The organism is Methanosphaerula palustris E1-9c (assembly GCF_000021965.1).
Classification (GTDB): domain Archaea; phylum Halobacteriota; class Methanomicrobia; order Methanomicrobiales; family Methanospirillaceae; genus Methanosphaerula; species Methanosphaerula palustris.
This window is the reverse complement of the sequence record NC_011832.1, coordinates 1141958-1157808: the sequence shown is the minus strand read 5'-3', so window position 1 is coordinate 1157808 and position 15851 is coordinate 1141958. Positions and strand designations below refer to the sequence as shown.

Below are 15851 nucleotides of genomic sequence, written 5' to 3'. Positions count from 1 at the left end.
AGGAACGATCGACAGGTGTGCCAGCCCAGATACTACGTTTTTTTAATAAAGCCGGCAGTACTTGCTGATTGACTCATCTCTTTTGATTCTACGGTTCTACATTTCAAGAGTAGGTACCAAAAAATTAAAAGAGGTTTTGGAAATGGCTACAAAATCAATAACATATTTTGAACACAGCGGGAGCGGGAACACCGAAGCGGTCCTCGCCATCGTCGACGAGAGACTGAAAGAGGGAGATATCAAAAATGTCGTTGTTGCCAGCACAAGCGGTGCAACCGGAGTGACGTTCGCTCAGGCGTTGGGGAAAAAGACCAACCTGGTGATCATTTCCACAAAGCCAGGTTCGAAGACGCCGGGGGTCTGGGAATTCGATCCTGCGAATGAGAAGAAGATCAAGAGGCTGGGTGGCCGCGTGATTCGTCATACTCATGCCCTCTCAGGACTTGAGAAGAGTTTCACCGAGAGGTTTTCTGGAATCTCTCACAGTGAGATTCTGGCCGAATCGTTAAAGACGCTCTTCTCCCCGGGGACGAAAGTGGGAGTCGAGATTGGTATCATGGCCCTGGATAGCGGTGCCATCACCCTGGAAAAGACCATCGTGGTCGGTGGAACCGGGGCGACCGGCAGAGGCGCCGATACGGCACTTGTCGTTCTGCCGGCACATACAAACAATTTCTTCGATTTCCACGTCCTCGAGATCCTTGCAAAACCTTTCACCAAGGATTGACAGCATATCACCAGATTCCAGGAAATCTCCCCAAATCCTGGATTCTTTTTTGAATGACATTGAAGAGAATGTCATTTTGGTTTGAGATAAGGAGATGATACTATGTATGCTGTTGAAACAGAAAATCTTACCAAGAAATTCGGCGACCTGACCGCAGTCGACGGTCTGAATATAAGAATACAGAAAGGGCAGATCTTCGGCCTGCTCGGTCCAAACGGTGCCGGGAAGAGCACACTCCTGCCCATGCTCTGTACGGTCGCCAGTCCGACATCGGGATCGGCCCGTGTCAATGGATACGATATCATCAGGGAATCCGAAATGGTTCGCCAGAGCATCGGGATCGTATTTCAGAGTATCAGTGTCGACGACCGACTCACTGGCCGGGAAAATTTGCGTTTCCACGCCATGCTCTACGATGTCCCGAATGAGACCATCGAGGATCGGATCGATGAAGTGCTTCAACTCCTCGAACTGGAAGACCGGGCCGATTCCCTTGTCCGGACCTATTCGGGGGGGATGATCCGCCGGCTCGAGATGGCACGCGGACTCCTGCACCACCCGGAGGTTCTCTTCCTCGATGAACCGACCGTCGGTCTCGACCCCCAGACACGGGAGCACATCTGGGATTATATTCAGAACCTGACCAGGACAAAGAGGGAGAACCTGACCATCGTCATGACGACACACTATATGGAGGAAGCCGATCAGCTCTGCGATGACATCGCAATCATCGACCATGGAGTGATCAAGGTGCGGGATTCACCGGAAAAACTCAAGAATCTCCTTGAGGAGGATGTGGTCACCGTCAGAACGGCACAGCCTGAAGCCCTCGCCCACGGACTTGCCGGCCAGGCGTATGTCCTTGGAATCACCACAGGTGACTCCTCCCTGCAGATAAGTGTGAGGAACGGGCAGGAGAACGCACCAAAAATTGTGAACCTTGCCAGAGACCTCGGAATCGAAGTGGATTCGATCGTGATCGAGGAACCGTCCTTGAACGATGTCTTCCTGTACCACACCAGCAAGGAGATCCGGGAAGAGGACGGAGATAATTTTCTGAAAAAGTACAAGCGCAAAGCACGGGACGAAAAGAGGAGGGGGCGATGAGAACACTCCGAAAACAACTGAAAGCCACCTACACCATCTGGCTGCGGGAACTCACCAAGTTCTACCGGGAGCGAACCCAGTTTGCCAGCACCATGGTAACACCGGTACTCTGGCTCATCGTCTTCGGCGGGGGGATGGGTATCAACCTGCGGACCGGAGCCATCAATACCAGTTACAATGCCTTCATCTTCCCGGGAATCATCGGGATGACCCTGCTCTTCACATCCATGCGATCCGGCATCTCGATCATCTGGGACCGGGAGTTCGGATTCTTAAAAGAGATCCTCGTAGCACCTATCTCCTGGACATCCATTGTGATGGGAAAGGCACTGGGAGGGGGAACCAACGCGATGATCCAGGGGACCATCCTGCTCTTGCTCTCGGTCTTCGTGGGAATCTCACTGACACCGCTCCAGATCGTGCTCGTCCTCCCGCTCATGCTGCTCATCTCCCTCGGGTTTGACGGCTTTGGCCTCTCCATTGCCTCTGTCATCGAGAGTTATGAAGGATTTCAGACCATCATGAGTTTTGTCATCATGCCGACGTTTTTTTTGAGCGGGGCCCTCTTTCCGCTGACCAACGCACCTCGCTGGTTGCAGATCGTCAGTGACCTGGACCCGATGACCTATGGGGTCGACGCGATGCGACAGGTGATTCTCAGAGGAGGGCAGTTTCCGATGGGGCTGGATCTCTGCATCATGATCGCTTTTACCGTGATCATGCTGGTCTTCACCTCCTACAGGTTCACCATAAAAAATTAATACAACCGAATGAATAACCGTGGAAGTCAGAGATGTTCTCCGGGCCCAGAGCAGATGCCTGGATCGGGACACCAAATCTGTTTCCAATTTATAATGAATGGGGCAGGTATTGCTGGATTCCATGGGATAATCCACCTTCATGCCAAGATACTATCCATAATCCCATGAACCGTCTGGTCCAGAAAAACCAGGGGTGAATCCATGATAAAAAGCATAGCACACCATGATACCATCGAACTCGCTGAACGCTACGACCAGGTCAGTGAGGGTCAGTACAATAACGGGCTCACACTCATTGCAAACCTGGGCGTGAAGAAAGGACAGACCGTACTGGACATCGGATGCGGAACCGGCCGGCTGACATCCCGTGTGGCAAAGATCGTTGGTGATACCGGACAGGTCATCGGTATCGATCCATCCAAAGAACGAATAGAGATTGCCAGAAGAAATGTTCCGGACTCACCCAGATCAAATATTTCTCTGGAAATTGGGGATGCGAATTCCCTGTATCACTTCCAAAACAACAGCTTTGATATTGTCTACCTCAATATTGTGTTCCACTGGATTGATAACAAAAAAGATGCCCTCTCCCAGATTTATCGGGTCCTCAAACCCGGAGGGCTTCTGGGGATCACAACGGGAAACAGGGATCAGCCACACACCGTTACGATCATCGCCGATAGGATTCTTACACAGCCAAAGTATGCGAGGTCTGCACAACAAGGGAGGGCATCGAGCAAACCGGTCAATGTGCTGGAGATGGTCTCCCTGTTACATGCTACCGGCTATTCCATACTGGATATCACCACAGAAAAAGATCCACGTTACTTTGAAAGTCCTCTCAAATGTCTTGAAGATGTCGAGGCAAGTACCAGCGGAACCTTTCTGTCGAATGTCCCAAAGAACCTGAAGAGATCTGCACATGAGGAGATCCAGACCGAACTGAATAAACATGCAACAGTCAGGGGAATAGAGAATGTGTACAATACCATCTTTGTCGTGGCTGAAAAGTAAATAATCAATACTCCAGCGAGGATTTTTTGGTCCTGGATGAGAATTTCCAGAACCAGTCATCCACTCAATCTATCAATCGCCCTTGTTGTTTGATTGATCATCAGGATCTGAGCAGAAATCATGCCCACTATTCTCTCACTCTGTCCTCCATGGCCTCACAAAACAGGGGCAGGACTGAAGATTGAAATATACAGGTATCCAAAAATGGTTCAGACTGGAACCACTTTTCTCCCATAGACCTCATTGATGACCTGGCCAAGGCCCAGGTAGAGTGCAAGAGCACCTGTTATGATTCCAACTGCTCCACCCAGGGTGAGAATTGTGCTACTGGCGGTGATCTGAGCTGCCATCAGCAGGATAAACGTCACCACAAGAGCAAGGAGGGTGATCTGCAACACCTTATCCATCTTGAGTGAACAGATAAAGAGTCCGATTGCCAGAATATCCCATACCCCTAGAAAGAGGGCCATTTCAATGGGTCCAGGAGCTTTTGCCAGACCCAGTGTTGGAAGTATGAGCAGCGTGGCGAAGGTGATCCAGAAAAAGCCGAAACTCCCGAATGTCAGAAGGCCGAACGTGTTACTTTTCCTCCATTCCATCGTCCCCACGATGACCTGCGCCAGTCCCCCATATAAGAGAGCCATCGCGAAGATCGTGCTGGTGAGTGCAGTTATTCCCACATTGTGAAAACTCAACAACAATGTCGTCATGCCGAATGCACAGAGCCCGAGCGGTGCCGGATTTGCGGAATTATCATTAATAAATAGATTATTCCTGCTTGTATCATCAAGATATCCCATCATCTACCTCCCTTATGATCAGATGCGTGGATTTCCAGAGTGATGTACACGGTAGGAATACTCATTCCTCCTCATCATGTCATGAAAATCCACCTTTTTCATCGCGAAGAATGAACCATCCATCATAGATGTTGATGTATTCACTTCCTGCAAGCACCATCATGGAGTGATGGTGACGCACCTTATTAATATATGTTATGAATTATGGCTTCGTTGAGAATGATCGATGAGATGGGCCGACATGAAAGACCCTAATTCCGCAGGATTTGAGGGGAAGCATCACTCCATTTTTTCATGGATAAAAATATCCTCGATCAGCACACCGAACAGGTCGGAGATCCGGTAGGCGAGACTGAGAGAAGGGTCATAACGCTCGTTCTCGATCGCGATGATGGCGTGTCTTGTGACCCCGAGTTTTTCTGCCAGTTTTTCCTGTGTCAGGTTGTTGACCGTCCGGAAGATTCTGAGGTTGTTCTTCATGGCCCGTTCCCACGGAGGGTGTGAGAGTAATAGATGGTGGTCGCGATATGAACGATGGCGAGGGTGATGAGAAAACCTGCGATAGCGAAGACGGCCTGGTCGAAGTTCTGGCCAGGGCCGCTGATGGTGATGAGGACGAGACCGATGATCGCGAAGAGGATTGATGTGACGTTCAGGGTCAGGTTTGCGGTCTTCTGTTCAACGAGCCTGGTCCACTCGTCCTCGATGACGGAGTCGACACCTCTCTTCAGCAGGGAAATAAGGACAGCACCGGCGAGGAACGAAAAGACGGAGACCGCCGCGTTGCCTGACCGCACTCCATACATTATGCCGGCACACATGGCGATGAAGACCACGATCCCAACTATGGTGGCATGATTTTTCCGCATAAGAGACTCTCCGTTCAGATAGCGTAGACCGCGATGATTCCAAGGGTCATCAGGATACTTACGGCGGTCCAGATCTTTGTCTGCGTGGACGAAATGGGCAGCGCATTGTCCGTGAACTGGAACGAGACGATGAAGCCCGTATAGAGGATGATGTACAGGATCATGTCGGACGAGAGCTGGGTTGCCGGGACGTGGAGAACATTCTTCAGGACGATGGCGAGCAGGATCAGACAGAGGGCTGCAGTGAGCGTGACGATGAAACGGCCGTTCCTGAATGCAGGGGGAATGCCGTTCATGAGGGGATGCTCCCTTTTATGGTTCTGTTTTTGCGAGAGTGCATGTAACCAATTAGTTACATTTTGGTATTAGAACTTACCATTTTTTAAGATTGAAGTTTTTCATATGAAAAAGAGAACGGGATTTATTCTTCATCAGTTTCACGAAACCTCTCCAGGAACAAGCACCTCAACCGGCCTCATCCAACGGTATCCGACACCTCTTCAGACCCCTCCGTGACTCGCCCGTCGTGCAGCCGAACCACCCGCTTGAAGTAACGCCGATGCGCCTCCTCGTGGTTGACCATCAGGTCCGTCTGGCCGAGGTCCCGGTTGATCGAAGCGAAGAGGGCGAGGACCATGCATGGTGGAGGTCAGGCTATCTAGATTCGTACACAGCTCGTCCGCAAGGAGGAGGGCTGGCGAGGTGATGAGCGCCCCGGGCGATCGCGATCCGCTGCTCCCCAGGGTTGGTTTCGTCATCAACCCAGGGAACAACGATTCATATTTTTTATAGTTTTGACCTTATTATGGAATAATTGTACCAGACGGTTTCAACAGAGCCCTTTCGTTCAAGGATTTCTGAATTTTTTTACAAATCCTTTAGCAATAAGGATCAGGCCCATGAGAATCACGAAAGCCCCAATTAATTGAATTATGAGCATAGATGATACGAGAATGAGGGCGATACCAATGATGATGATGACAATGCCCTCGATAATTGTAATGACTTCTATCATTCTTTCCTCCATGTGTTGTTCCGGTTCTGGAAGGCTATCCGCTCAATGCCACAGACGATCCATATGAGGATATCAGAACAGCAGGTATGAGTTGGCTGTCAGTATCTCAAGAGATCGAGTCTGATTTTGTTTCAGTTGTTACTCTTCCCCGCACGGGACTCCATCCCAATGAGTTCTGCTATTATTTCCTAGATATAAAGGTCTGTTCACGGGAATTATGGAAATTCAGGAGATACGTGCCAAGAACGCTACAAATCCGGCCGGCGAAACCATGCCGGCAGGATGTTTCCGATGGCGGTCATCTCTGGAAATAACAGAACGGCCTGTGCCCTCCACCCGAGACCTCTCGATGACGGAGTCGACGCCGCTCTTCAACATGAAGCGGAGGCCGGCGTTGTGGGTGCGTTCACTAACGAAGATTCACTCCTCAGGCTTGCAGGAGCAATCCTCATGGACATTAACGAGGAGTGGGTGACTGGCAGAAAGTATTCGACAATGGAGGAGAGATGATCTGTCGCGGATACAGGGTTTGTTGAAATTACAATACGTATGGCACGCTACCTTCATCTTTTTTTGCATCCATCGCGAATTCTCCAGTATTAATGCCCAAGAATTCCTGGGCTGAAATTGTCTGCGATTTTTGTTTTTCTGGCACCAGTCAGTCCAGTGACCAATTTCAGAAAGGTTCAATCTCATGCAATCTCCTTCACTTTCGCGAATAGTTCTTCTGCCATTTTCGTAGGATCTGCAGTTGGAATAAGGGAATTTCCAGCTCGTCGGTATTGCCCCAAAGCAGTTCCCGTGCATCAGGTAAAAATTATACCTCTGACCTTTGTCGAGTACCATATGGAGAGTCCAGCGGCAATAGCAAAAATGCAGGTTATAAGCAGGGTCAGGCCCGGCTGGCATCCGGATGGACAATAAGGTTGAGGTAGATAACCCCTCCCTCTAGGAGGTTAAGGAATATCACCATCATTGCCTGGTTATGTTTCGTTCGCGTCATAGTGACAACTTAGGTGGATTGACTATATAGATCTTTTTTTTAGTGGCTTTGCACCTAAAGTACCTATTTTTCAAGACTTTAGGTGTAGAAATCGGACTTTCGGTGCAACCCATACTGTTGGTGCAAAAATTGCACTTTAGGTGCAGAGCTCGTTGTTTAGCGCAGAATTGACTTTAGAGTAAAGCCGGATCACCCATTTTTTCTCATTAAACAGACACGATGCCGAAGGCCACAAGCATACAAGATGAAAATTTCAGGGGGAACCGGCGAGTTCCCGATTTTCATATAAAAAATATTTGGATTTCTCCTTTCTCATCGCCCAGTAAGGTAGGTGCAATAATATCGGATGTTGAAAGGTTCGGTCCATTCCATGAATGATTGTATACGCCTTGATAAACACCTAGTAATCTCTATGTCAATGGCGTGAGCTGTATCTGTTTCGAAAGGTTATAGGCAGTCGTCAGGTCAGTATCATTATACACGAGCACCCTTCCGAGGACGAGTACCTGGTTGTCCGAAATGGCTACCTGTGTCGTTCCCATAGGCAGGTTTCCCTTCCAGTCAGGTCCGCTGATGAGATAGTCCCCCGCCTGAGTACCTGTGGCGCGTTGGCCGACATAGGAGGCGTCTCCCCAGGGGTCGACGAACTCGATGCTGTAGTATCGTCCATCCATATCCGGCACGTGCAGAACCTGCGGCCCTTTGCTCAGATCAAGCACGCCTATCGTGTAGAGCGTGTCGTGGTTTCCACCTGCCAGATTATTATGTGTAGATGGGGAAGCGAGGGTTGTCAGTGTGTAGAGCGTATTGACGGGAATACCGGTGGAATTTGGCGTTGCTCCGTCGCCGTTCTTGACTATCGCATTATCCCACGCGTTGTAAATCAGGTGTGGATAATAGTAGATGTAAAGGGGGATCCCTATTGCCAGTACTATGAGCACTGTCAAGGCGAAAATGCGCAGTTGCTTGTGTTTGATATCTAGCATCAGTCCACTTCCACGACGGGCGGCACCTGGTACGAACCGCTCAGGATTGCCGGGCCCGGCAGGTAAGCTCGCAGCCACAACTTGAAGGTGCCGGCAGGTGCCGGCAGCCAGTTAGATTCATGACCTGCCCGAGCGGCATTCTGGATGTAAATGTCGACAGAACCGTCGGCATTCGGAACGAGGCCGGAGCGGTCGCTGACGCTGTATCGATCTATCGAATTTAGCACAAAATGATTTCTCGCATCACCCAGAGTTAGCGACCAGAATGCATTGTTTGGCGGGAGTTGTCCAGCCGGGAAATGCATGATGTGGTCATGCTCCCCGGACAGCAGGTGACCCGCGCCATCTACGTCCGTAGTCCAGTACATCGCCTCCTGCGGTACGTTTATCGGGCCAGGAAATATTTGGGCGCACGCGGCTCTGAACAGAAAGCCATTGCCGGGCTTGCCGCATCCAAACATTGTGGTCCAGCCGTTGATCTTTTTGGTCTTGATCCTCGCATAAATCTGGGTCGTAACAAACGCCAGCCCAAAACCGATGAGGAAACCCTGAATCACGTCATTACGCACATTTCTTGAAGTGGGATTTAAGATGAACGAATTGATGATGAAATAAACGATTATCACGGCGATGAGTGCCGTAAGAATAGCGTATGTTTTGCTGTTCATAGTGATCCCTTCTGGTTTAGCGGTGTGAGCTGTATTTGTTCTGCGAGGTGATGGGCGGTCGGTAGGTCGTTGTCGCTCTCCACGAGCACTCGACCGATGACCAGTACCGAGCGGTTCGGCGAGGATATCTGTTTCATGCCGCTCGGCACCTGTCCTTTCCAGTTCGGCCCTGTGATGAGGTAGTCGCCGGCTTCGGTCCCCGTGGTGCGTTTGCCGACGTAGGCAAAAATGGTGTTGTTCGACGGGTTCGTGAACTGCACGCTGTAGTAACGGCCATTCATATCCGGAACGTGCAGGACTTGTGATCCTTTACTGAGGTCGAGCCAGCCGACTGTAGGGAGCGTGTCGTGGTTCACGCCAACAGTCATCAAATTCGAGCCCGATGCAGATTGCGAAATAATTGGCTCTGCAAATAATTTTTGGGGCTCCGTATAGAGCGTATTAACGGGGATGGGGCCTTCGCCGAACCCTTTAACGAGGATCGCTCTCTTGTACACGTATAGAATCAGGCTTGGCCATTTGTAGATGAAAAGGAACCATGCCACGACCATGACCGAACTGAATATAAACAGATCTTCGAATATCATTTCGAATTCACCTCCACGACAGGCGGCACCTGGTACGAACCGTTCAAGATTGCCGGGCCCGGCAGATAGGCGCGAAGCCACAACTTAAAGGTGCCTGCGGGCGCCGGCAGCCAGTTGGACTCGTTGCCGGATTGCGGTGAGTTCTGTATGAAAATGTCAACGGACCCATCAGCGTTCGGTGTAAGGTTCGACAATGAACCGACGTTATAGCGGTTTATCGAATTGTTCACCATGTAACTCTGTAAGTCGGTCATTGTCAACGACCAGAAGACATCGTTGGGAGGGAGCCCGCCAGCTGGGAAGTGCAGGATATAGTCATGTGTCCCGTTCAGCTTGCTACCCATGCTGTCCACGGTTGTCGTCCAGTACACTGCCTCCTCTGGCACGTTCGCGGCGGGAAGGACCTGGGCAAACGCTGCTCGTAAGAGAATGTTGTTACCCCATTCACCGTAATTCAGGGTGGTGCTCCAGCCATTGACCGTCGTTTCCATGGTGTGTGCCTTAATGTAAATGAGAGTACCTCCAATGCCGAATGATGCCAGCAGCGCCCCCACGATAATTCCAAGCGCTATCACAGCGATGGTTTTCGTTTTACTCATTAACTCTTACCTCCTTCCGTTGATCGCGAGAAGGGCTTTCGAGACAGCCTGCCGGGATTTCCCAAGGCTCGTTGCGATGGTGATGGTCGGGATGCAGTCGCACCGCAGCTTCCAGAACTCGAACCATTTTTTCATGTAAGCATAGTTGCAAAGTCGACTCACGTGGGTTGACAATATAAAGGTTACTGGTAAAGGTAGCGATGACAGGTGAGTCGGTTCCTGGACTCTTGACTGGTTCGTCATTATAAGGAGATGTGCCGGCAACGGATGCCATTCCGATCCTCAGGCATTCGAGTGGGTGGATACACGGCACTCGCACTTGGCCAGGGTGTGCCGATGCGTTCTCCTGAGCACCGGCCGGCCGGCCCACGACTCAGCGCAACGCCGGGTCAGGGCGCCGGCGAGGGATGAAAAGATGGAGACCATCGTGTTGCCTGCCGGCACGTGGAAAAAGAGGAGCGTGTACGCGTGGCTGGGCAGGAATCTGCTGATATTCCCGAGAAATTGATGCGTTCACGGAAGATTGTGACCAGCCCGAGCACCATACCGACCGGCAGGACGATCCTGATGAAGAAACTCGCCACTTAAAACATACCCCACGCCAGACTTCTGATACGTGATGGCCGGACACATGATATCAGCCCGGCAGTCCTGGCGCCGGTACGTGCCGGGTTCTTCTTAGAAAGGAGTGCTTCCTCATCAATGCAGCGCAACTTTTTTATATCAACTCACTCGTTATCAGCATTTCATGAGAATCAGACTCACCAGTGTTTACGTGAATAACCAGGCTGAGGCGCTGAAGTTTTACACGGAGATCCTTGGCTTTGAAAAAATGGCAGATATAATCGCCGATAACTACCGGTGGCTGACAGTTGTTTCGCCCGAAGACAGGGATGGTACCCAGCTGGTCCTCGAGCCAAACGAAAATCCCGCTGCAAAGGCTTATCAGGAAGATCTTTTCCGGCAGAACATTCCCGCAGCATCCTTCTTTGTGGATGATATCCAGAAAGAGTATGAACGATTGAAAAAACGTGGGGTGAAGTTTACCCTGGAGCCAACAGAGCTACCGGGTACGCCGTCGACCATCGCAATCCTAGATGACACCTGCGGCAACCTGATACAGATCACCCATCTACAGAATTTCTGAATCCCTAAAAGGGATTGAGGGGGCCGTGCTTCTTTGTCCGACGGACCCGGAACCGGATTGGGAATGGGGATCGTTGGTAATTGAGGAGGGGGTGCACCTCGAAAAAAATCAAACAATGAGATTCCTCTTCATTATTTTTATACAGGATGCACGCTATCATCCTGAAATTAGCTTGGAGAATCACGTCATGAAAGAATTGAAAGAAAAATTTAAAACGATAGATGAATACATCAGGACTTTTCCGGCGGAGGTTCAAATAGAACTTGAAAAAATGAAGAAGACCATTCAGGAAGTCGCTCCTGAAGCAACTGAGGCGATCAGATATCAGATGCCCACGTTCAGGCTTAATAATAAAAATCTTGTACACTTCGCCGCATTCAAAAATCATATAGGGTTTTATCCGATTCCTTCCGGGATTGAAGCGTTTAAAAAAGAGTTATCACTTTACAAACAGGGGAAGGGTTCTGTTCAATTCCCGCTGGACAAGCCGGTTCCCTATGAACTTGTGAAAAAGATCGTCACGTTCAGGGTAGCTGAAAATATGAAAGAAAGCAAAAGTGGGTATTGAAGAAGGGTGTTGTTGAAAAATATCAAACGGCCTTTCGGGATTATTCTCGTCGCAGTCCTTGATCATCTCTGGTATGGCAGAGGTCGTGACCGGTATACCTCACCATTTCCCAGGAACACTATCCATCTCGGATTGCATTATCCGTTTACGCAGCTGTCTTCGTCGGTGCCATTTATGCAGTCGGAGACCTATGTCTTCTGATTATGAAGGAGAAGGTAACAATACGATGGGGGTTGACAGGGGATTTGCCTCCAGATAAAAAAACGGGATCAGCCACGAACGTTCGTCAGCTCATATGTGTGATGCCGATACAGCGAGACCATGTGATATAAGAGATACTATGATATTTTCCGAGTCCCGCGATCCCAGGTTTATTACTATACGCCGCGGAGGCACGCTGAGTGATGCCAATCACCACTTGCTTGCACTATGGGCGGCTGAATGCGCTGAGCACGTATGGCCTCTCTTCGAAGCGGCCCAGCCCCTGGATCCGAGGCCCCGCCGTGCAGTGGAGCTGGCTCGGGCGTGGACACGCGGCGAAATCACGATGATGCAAGCACGCTCGGCAGCGGGCTATGCCAATGACGCAGCACGGGAACTGTCCGGAGCTGCGAGACACGCGGCCCACGCCGCCGGCCAGGCCGCAGCAGTCGCCCACGTTGCAGCCCACGAACTCGGTGCCGCCGCCTATGCGATCAAGGCAGCGCAGGTTTCTGCTTCGAAGGGCGAGGGGGAGCAGGCAGGCCGTCAGGAGTGCCGGTGGCAGCGCGAACAACTTCCAGACGAAATTCGGGAGCTTGTACTTGACGATCAACGGTTACGCAACGATGTGTGCTGGCTGATGTTTGATTGCTAGCCTGTTTGCGATGCAACGTTGCCATTCTCTTCTCGGCTGAACAACCGAACCTCACCAGACCGGTTCCTTTTCTGCTATTACGAGTAACACATGGATCCAGAGCAGATCAGAGAGAGACCAGAACGCAAACCCATCAAAACTTGACAACGGTTGTACTGAGATTGTCAAAAATGCACAACGCGGCACGAAATGGAAAGGCTGAAGATCGCCGGGAGAGATCTCAATCGAGTTTGGGTCTGTCAGGTAGAGAGGCGCGATAATTTATTTAAATGAGGAACGTGTCCACCGGCATGAGGTTTGGAATGAGAAAAATTATTGTCCTCACTTTTGTTTCCCTCGATGGAGTCATGCAGGCACCCGGCGGACCAGAGGAAGATCCTTCTGGAGGTTTCAGGTACGGAGGGTGGATGGTCAACTATGGCGACGAGTTTCTGATGCGGGAAATATTGAACCAGATGAGCCGGCCGTACGAAGCACTCCTTGGGAGGAAGACCTATGAGATCTTTGCGTCGTACTGGCCGCATGCCAATCCGAATGAGGAACCTCTTGCCGGGATAATTAACCGCTCGAGAAAATATGTTGTATCGAAGACGCTTCAGAATCCTTCCTGGGAAAATACCATCGTTATCAACGGTGATGTTGTTGCGGAGATAAAGAAACTCAAGGAGATGGATGGTCCGGAGTTACAGGTTTCCGGGAGCAGTAATCTTATCTAGACGCTGTTGAAGCACGATCTGATCGATGAGTTCTGGCTGAAGATCTTCCCGGTCACCCTTGGCGCCGGCAAAAGATTATTTGGTGAAGGTACTCTTCCAGAAGCCTTCACGTTGCAAAAATGTGAAGTTTCCCCAAAAGGGGTCATCATTGCATCCTATTTACGTGACGGGGAGATCAAAACGGGTTCATTCGCTTCATAAGTTCGATCGATATCTCAAAAATATTATGGCCAGGCTTGAGATTACGCCCCGCTCACCACTTTATCCCAGCTCACAGGACGACCTTCGCCGTTCAGAAACGGCAGAGCGGTGTCGACCAGCTGCGGGGCGATGCCCATTTCGTAGTGCGTCAGGTTCGGTATGATCGCCAGCCGGTTCTGCGACATGTACTCGCGCTGCCAGCCGGCGTCTTTCAGTCCGCCGCCGAGCAGCTGGTAGAACTTCACTGCATGCTCCAGACGGATCATGTCACTGTCGCCGTAGATGAGCATCACCGGCATGGTGAGATTTTTGACGTCCGCCGACCAGTCGTACGACGTGCGCATGTACGCTCCCATCCTGTCCAGCAGCTTCGGAAACTCATCAGGGTGCGGCGCTATTGCCAGGTACGACCTGTACATCGGCGTCTCCTTCATCTGCTCTGCCATAGCGGAGCCGACTGCAGCCTGCTGCGGCACCATCTCGGCATAGAACCCATCCTGCGCAAACGGGCAGGAGGCGAGCACCAAGCGGCGGACCATCTCCGGATGCTGAACGGCGAATCGGAACGCGACGCCGGCGCCCATCGAGTAGCCGAGTACGTCGACCATTTCGTAGCCGAGCTGCTCCAGCAGGCCGGCCATGTCGTTTCCCATGTCGACCAGGCTGATCTCGCGATCGCCCAGCTCGGTCCGGCCATGGCCCTGCAGATCAACGCCGATCACCTGCCGGTGCTGTGCGAGCCGGGTCAGGTTGGGACCGAACATCTCGATCTGGCCGAGGCCACCGTGAAGCAGCAACAGCGGCTCGCCGGTGCCGTAGATCGCATAGTAGTAACTGATTCCGTTGACCGCGGCATGGCCGCTCTTTGTGGGTTCGGGCGTTGTTGGTTGCATGGCTGGCTTCTCCTGCGCTGCCTGAAACGATTGGTGGGGCCACACAGCTGGTGGCAACCGTCGTACTCTGCAATCAGCGCTGAACGGACAGTGTGAGTCTATTATCTCAAATAATTTGTGATGCGCCCGATGGCGGTTGGGGCCGCATTGTTCCGGCATCATACTGAGCAAGATAGGGGCCCTCCCCTCAAATCAGTGTAGCCGTGAGGAACCGGGACCCGATTGTGAGAAGAGGCCGCCGGCAACTGCCGGAACCCGCACCTGATTACGGGTCCGGAAGGTTGGGTCGGTTGCAAGGGGCGGAACCGGAAAAGATGCCGGATGAAAAAAATTAGAGGAATATCTTTAATGGATCAGGACGTTAGATAAATAAACAGTCAAACAGTCTATTAATTTTAAACCTACAAGTTGTCATGATGGTTGAGGCAAGGGAATGAAAAAGAACCAGTCCAGTGCATCGGCGATGGGTGTCGCAGCGTTTCGCGCGATCGAAGCGACAAGGCCGGAGGCAGAACGGATCTGCTATGATCCCTACGCCCGGGCATTCGTACCTGGAATTGTGTATTTTTTTATGAAACATCTGTTCGTTGACACCGGATTGTACGAACGAATGGCCCGGGGGTCGATGGCATTTATTATTCTCAGGGAGAGGTACTTCGATGATTTCCTCCGGGCATGCCTGAGCGAAGGGCTCGACCAGGTCGTCATCCTGGGTGTCGGGTTCGACACGCGTGCGTACCGTATTCCTGGTATTGGGAAGACACGTGTTTTCGAGATCGATCACCCCGCCACTCAGGAGGTCAAGCTTAAAAAATTAAATAAGATCATTGATCCTCTTCCCGGCCACGTTACCTTTGTCCCCGTGGATTTTAATACGCAAAACCTCGGCGAGCGACTGCAGAGCAGCGGCTATAATGAGAAAGGCAGGACGCTGTTTATCTGGCAGGGAGTGACCTATTTCCTAACGGCCGAAGCCGTTGACCACACACTCGGTTTCATTGCGAACCATTCAGGTCCTGGCAGTGCCGTGATCTTCGACTATTTCTATAAAGAGGTCCTGCACGACCCGAACCGGAAAGAAGGGAAGAACCTGCGGCGGGCGGCGAAGATGACCGGTGAGGAATACCTGTTCGGGATCGACCGCAGCCAAGTCGGGGCTTTCCTTAACCAGCGCGGTTTCTGCGATGTGCGCAACGTTACACTTGAAGATCTCAGGCGGCGGTATTTCACCGGTCCGAATGCCGGGCGTGTGGTACCTGATGGTATTGCAATTGTATCGGCACGGGTGAATAAAGACGGAGATACGTCATGCGCATTGTAGTTTTTTCATCGAT

At 51.2% G+C, this 15851-nt stretch carries 22 protein-coding genes and 1 pseudogene; 10 read left to right on the top strand and 13 right to left on the bottom strand.

Going from position 1 to position 15851, the window contains the following annotated elements; translation table 11 throughout:
* The first annotated feature begins 142 nt into the window (after nucleotides 1-142).
* The 4 genes from MPAL_RS05610 (at nucleotide 143) to MPAL_RS05595 (ending at nucleotide 3609) form a co-directional block, all read left to right on the top strand.
* On the top strand, nucleotides 143-727 hold the full coding sequence (locus tag MPAL_RS05610; RefSeq protein ID WP_012617790.1) for a pyruvate kinase alpha/beta domain-containing protein: 585 nt from the start codon (nucleotides 143-145) through the stop codon (nucleotides 725-727).
* 102 nt (nucleotides 728-829) lie between these two features.
* Nucleotides 830-1834 carry a daunorubicin resistance protein DrrA family ABC transporter ATP-binding protein gene (locus MPAL_RS05605; protein WP_012617789.1) on the top strand — a complete coding sequence of 335 codons (1005 nt, stop codon included), beginning with the start codon at nucleotides 830-832 and terminating at the stop codon, nucleotides 1832-1834.
* A complete protein-coding gene (locus MPAL_RS05600; protein WP_012617788.1) occupies nucleotides 1831-2595 on the top strand; it encodes an ABC transporter permease in 765 nt (254 codons plus the stop codon). Before MPAL_RS05605 ends, MPAL_RS05600 begins: the two co-directional genes overlap by 4 nt.
* Nucleotides 2596-2796: 201 nt before the next feature.
* Nucleotides 2797-3609 carry a class I SAM-dependent methyltransferase gene (locus MPAL_RS05595; protein ID WP_012617787.1) on the top strand — a complete coding sequence of 271 codons (813 nt, stop codon included), beginning with the start codon at nucleotides 2797-2799 and terminating at the stop codon, nucleotides 3607-3609.
* Nucleotides 3610-3818: 209 nt separating this feature from the next.
* On the opposite strand, the gene MPAL_RS05590 is transcribed toward MPAL_RS05595, so the two are convergent.
* The 6 genes from MPAL_RS05590 to MPAL_RS16220 form a co-directional block, all read right to left on the bottom strand.
* Nucleotides 3819-4412, bottom strand: coding sequence for an acetate uptake transporter (locus tag MPAL_RS05590; RefSeq protein WP_330217441.1), 594 nt, complete (start codon nucleotides 4410-4412; stop codon nucleotides 3819-3821).
* Nucleotides 4413-4688: 276 nt separating this feature from the next.
* Nucleotides 4689-4889 carry a helix-turn-helix transcriptional regulator gene (locus tag MPAL_RS05585; RefSeq protein ID WP_012617785.1) on the bottom strand — a complete coding sequence of 67 codons (201 nt, stop codon included), beginning with the start codon at nucleotides 4887-4889 and terminating at the stop codon, nucleotides 4689-4691.
* A complete protein-coding gene (locus MPAL_RS05580; protein ID WP_012617784.1) occupies nucleotides 4886-5278 on the bottom strand; it encodes a DUF2178 domain-containing protein in 393 nt (130 codons plus the stop codon). The genes MPAL_RS05585 and MPAL_RS05580 overlap by 4 nt, the downstream gene beginning before the upstream one ends.
* Nucleotides 5279-5292: 14 nt before the next feature.
* Nucleotides 5293-5574: a hypothetical protein gene (locus MPAL_RS05575; protein ID WP_012617783.1), complete on the bottom strand. Its 282-nt coding sequence runs from the start codon at nucleotides 5572-5574 to the stop codon at nucleotides 5293-5295.
* A gap of 179 nt (nucleotides 5575-5753) precedes the next feature.
* Complete coding sequence (locus MPAL_RS16225; protein WP_158303637.1) at nucleotides 5754-5915, bottom strand: hypothetical protein; 162 nt, start codon at nucleotides 5913-5915, stop codon at nucleotides 5754-5756.
* 210 nt (nucleotides 5916-6125) lie between these two features.
* Nucleotides 6126-6293, bottom strand: a complete 168-nt coding sequence (locus tag MPAL_RS16220) for a hypothetical protein (protein WP_012617782.1) — start codon at nucleotides 6291-6293, stop codon at nucleotides 6126-6128.
* A gap of 291 nt (nucleotides 6294-6584) precedes the next feature.
* Here MPAL_RS16220 and MPAL_RS05565 point away from each other — a divergent pair, with 291 nt between their 5' ends.
* Complete coding sequence (locus MPAL_RS05565; RefSeq protein WP_048145207.1) at nucleotides 6585-6803, top strand: hypothetical protein; 219 nt, start codon at nucleotides 6585-6587, stop codon at nucleotides 6801-6803.
* A gap of 903 nt (nucleotides 6804-7706) precedes the next feature.
* Here MPAL_RS05565 and MPAL_RS05560 read toward each other — a convergent pair.
* The 6 genes from MPAL_RS05560 to MPAL_RS16210 all read right to left on the bottom strand — a co-directional run bounded on the left by MPAL_RS05560 (nucleotide 7707) and on the right by MPAL_RS16210 (nucleotide 10562).
* On the bottom strand, nucleotides 7707-8282 hold the full coding sequence (locus tag MPAL_RS05560; RefSeq protein WP_012617780.1) for a DUF1254 domain-containing protein: 576 nt from the start codon (nucleotides 8280-8282) through the stop codon (nucleotides 7707-7709).
* Complete coding sequence (locus tag MPAL_RS05555) at nucleotides 8282-8950, bottom strand: DUF1214 domain-containing protein (RefSeq protein ID WP_012617779.1); 669 nt, start codon at nucleotides 8948-8950, stop codon at nucleotides 8282-8284. Before MPAL_RS05555 ends, MPAL_RS05560 begins: the two co-directional genes overlap by 1 nt.
* Entirely contained in the window at nucleotides 8947-9537 is a 591-nt protein-coding gene (locus tag MPAL_RS05550; RefSeq protein WP_012617778.1) for a DUF1254 domain-containing protein, read from the bottom strand. The genes MPAL_RS05555 and MPAL_RS05550 overlap by 4 nt, the downstream gene beginning before the upstream one ends.
* Nucleotides 9534-10136, bottom strand: a complete 603-nt coding sequence (locus tag MPAL_RS05545; RefSeq protein ID WP_012617777.1) for a DUF1214 domain-containing protein — start codon at nucleotides 10134-10136, stop codon at nucleotides 9534-9536. The genes MPAL_RS05550 and MPAL_RS05545 overlap by 4 nt, the downstream gene beginning before the upstream one ends.
* Nucleotides 10137-10142: 6 nt before the next feature.
* Nucleotides 10143-10298, bottom strand: coding sequence for a hypothetical protein (locus MPAL_RS16215; protein WP_158303636.1), 156 nt, complete (start codon nucleotides 10296-10298; stop codon nucleotides 10143-10145).
* Between the two features lie 120 nt (nucleotides 10299-10418).
* Nucleotides 10419-10562 (bottom strand): hypothetical protein, encoded by a 144-nt coding sequence (locus tag MPAL_RS16210; RefSeq protein ID WP_158303635.1) that lies wholly within the window; start codon nucleotides 10560-10562, stop codon nucleotides 10419-10421.
* A gap of 322 nt (nucleotides 10563-10884) precedes the next feature.
* On the opposite strand from MPAL_RS16210, the gene MPAL_RS05540 reads away from it, so the two are divergent.
* The 4 genes and pseudogenes from MPAL_RS05540 to MPAL_RS16855 all read left to right on the top strand — a co-directional run bounded on the left by MPAL_RS05540 (nucleotide 10885) and on the right by MPAL_RS16855 (nucleotide 13624).
* Complete coding sequence (locus MPAL_RS05540; RefSeq protein WP_012617774.1) at nucleotides 10885-11283, top strand: VOC family protein; 399 nt, start codon at nucleotides 10885-10887, stop codon at nucleotides 11281-11283.
* Between the two features lie 187 nt (nucleotides 11284-11470).
* Complete coding sequence (locus MPAL_RS05535; RefSeq protein ID WP_012617773.1) at nucleotides 11471-11851, top strand: iron chaperone; 381 nt, start codon at nucleotides 11471-11473, stop codon at nucleotides 11849-11851.
* Between the two features lie 295 nt (nucleotides 11852-12146).
* Entirely contained in the window at nucleotides 12147-12707 is a 561-nt protein-coding gene (locus tag MPAL_RS17300; protein ID WP_330217440.1) for a putative immunity protein, read from the top strand.
* Nucleotides 12708-12976: 269 nt separating this feature from the next.
* Nucleotides 12977-13624: pseudogene (locus MPAL_RS16855) on the top strand (dihydrofolate reductase family protein).
* Between the two features lie 41 nt (nucleotides 13625-13665).
* Here the strand turns inward: MPAL_RS16855 and MPAL_RS05520 are convergent.
* Nucleotides 13666-14517, bottom strand: a complete 852-nt coding sequence (locus MPAL_RS05520) for an alpha/beta fold hydrolase (protein WP_012617771.1) — start codon at nucleotides 14515-14517, stop codon at nucleotides 13666-13668.
* A 433-nt stretch (nucleotides 14518-14950) separates the two neighbouring features.
* Between MPAL_RS05520 and MPAL_RS05515 the strand changes: the two genes are divergently transcribed.
* Complete coding sequence (locus MPAL_RS05515; protein WP_012617770.1) at nucleotides 14951-15838, top strand: class I SAM-dependent methyltransferase; 888 nt, start codon at nucleotides 14951-14953, stop codon at nucleotides 15836-15838.
* The last annotated feature ends 13 nt before the right edge of the window (nucleotides 15839-15851 follow it).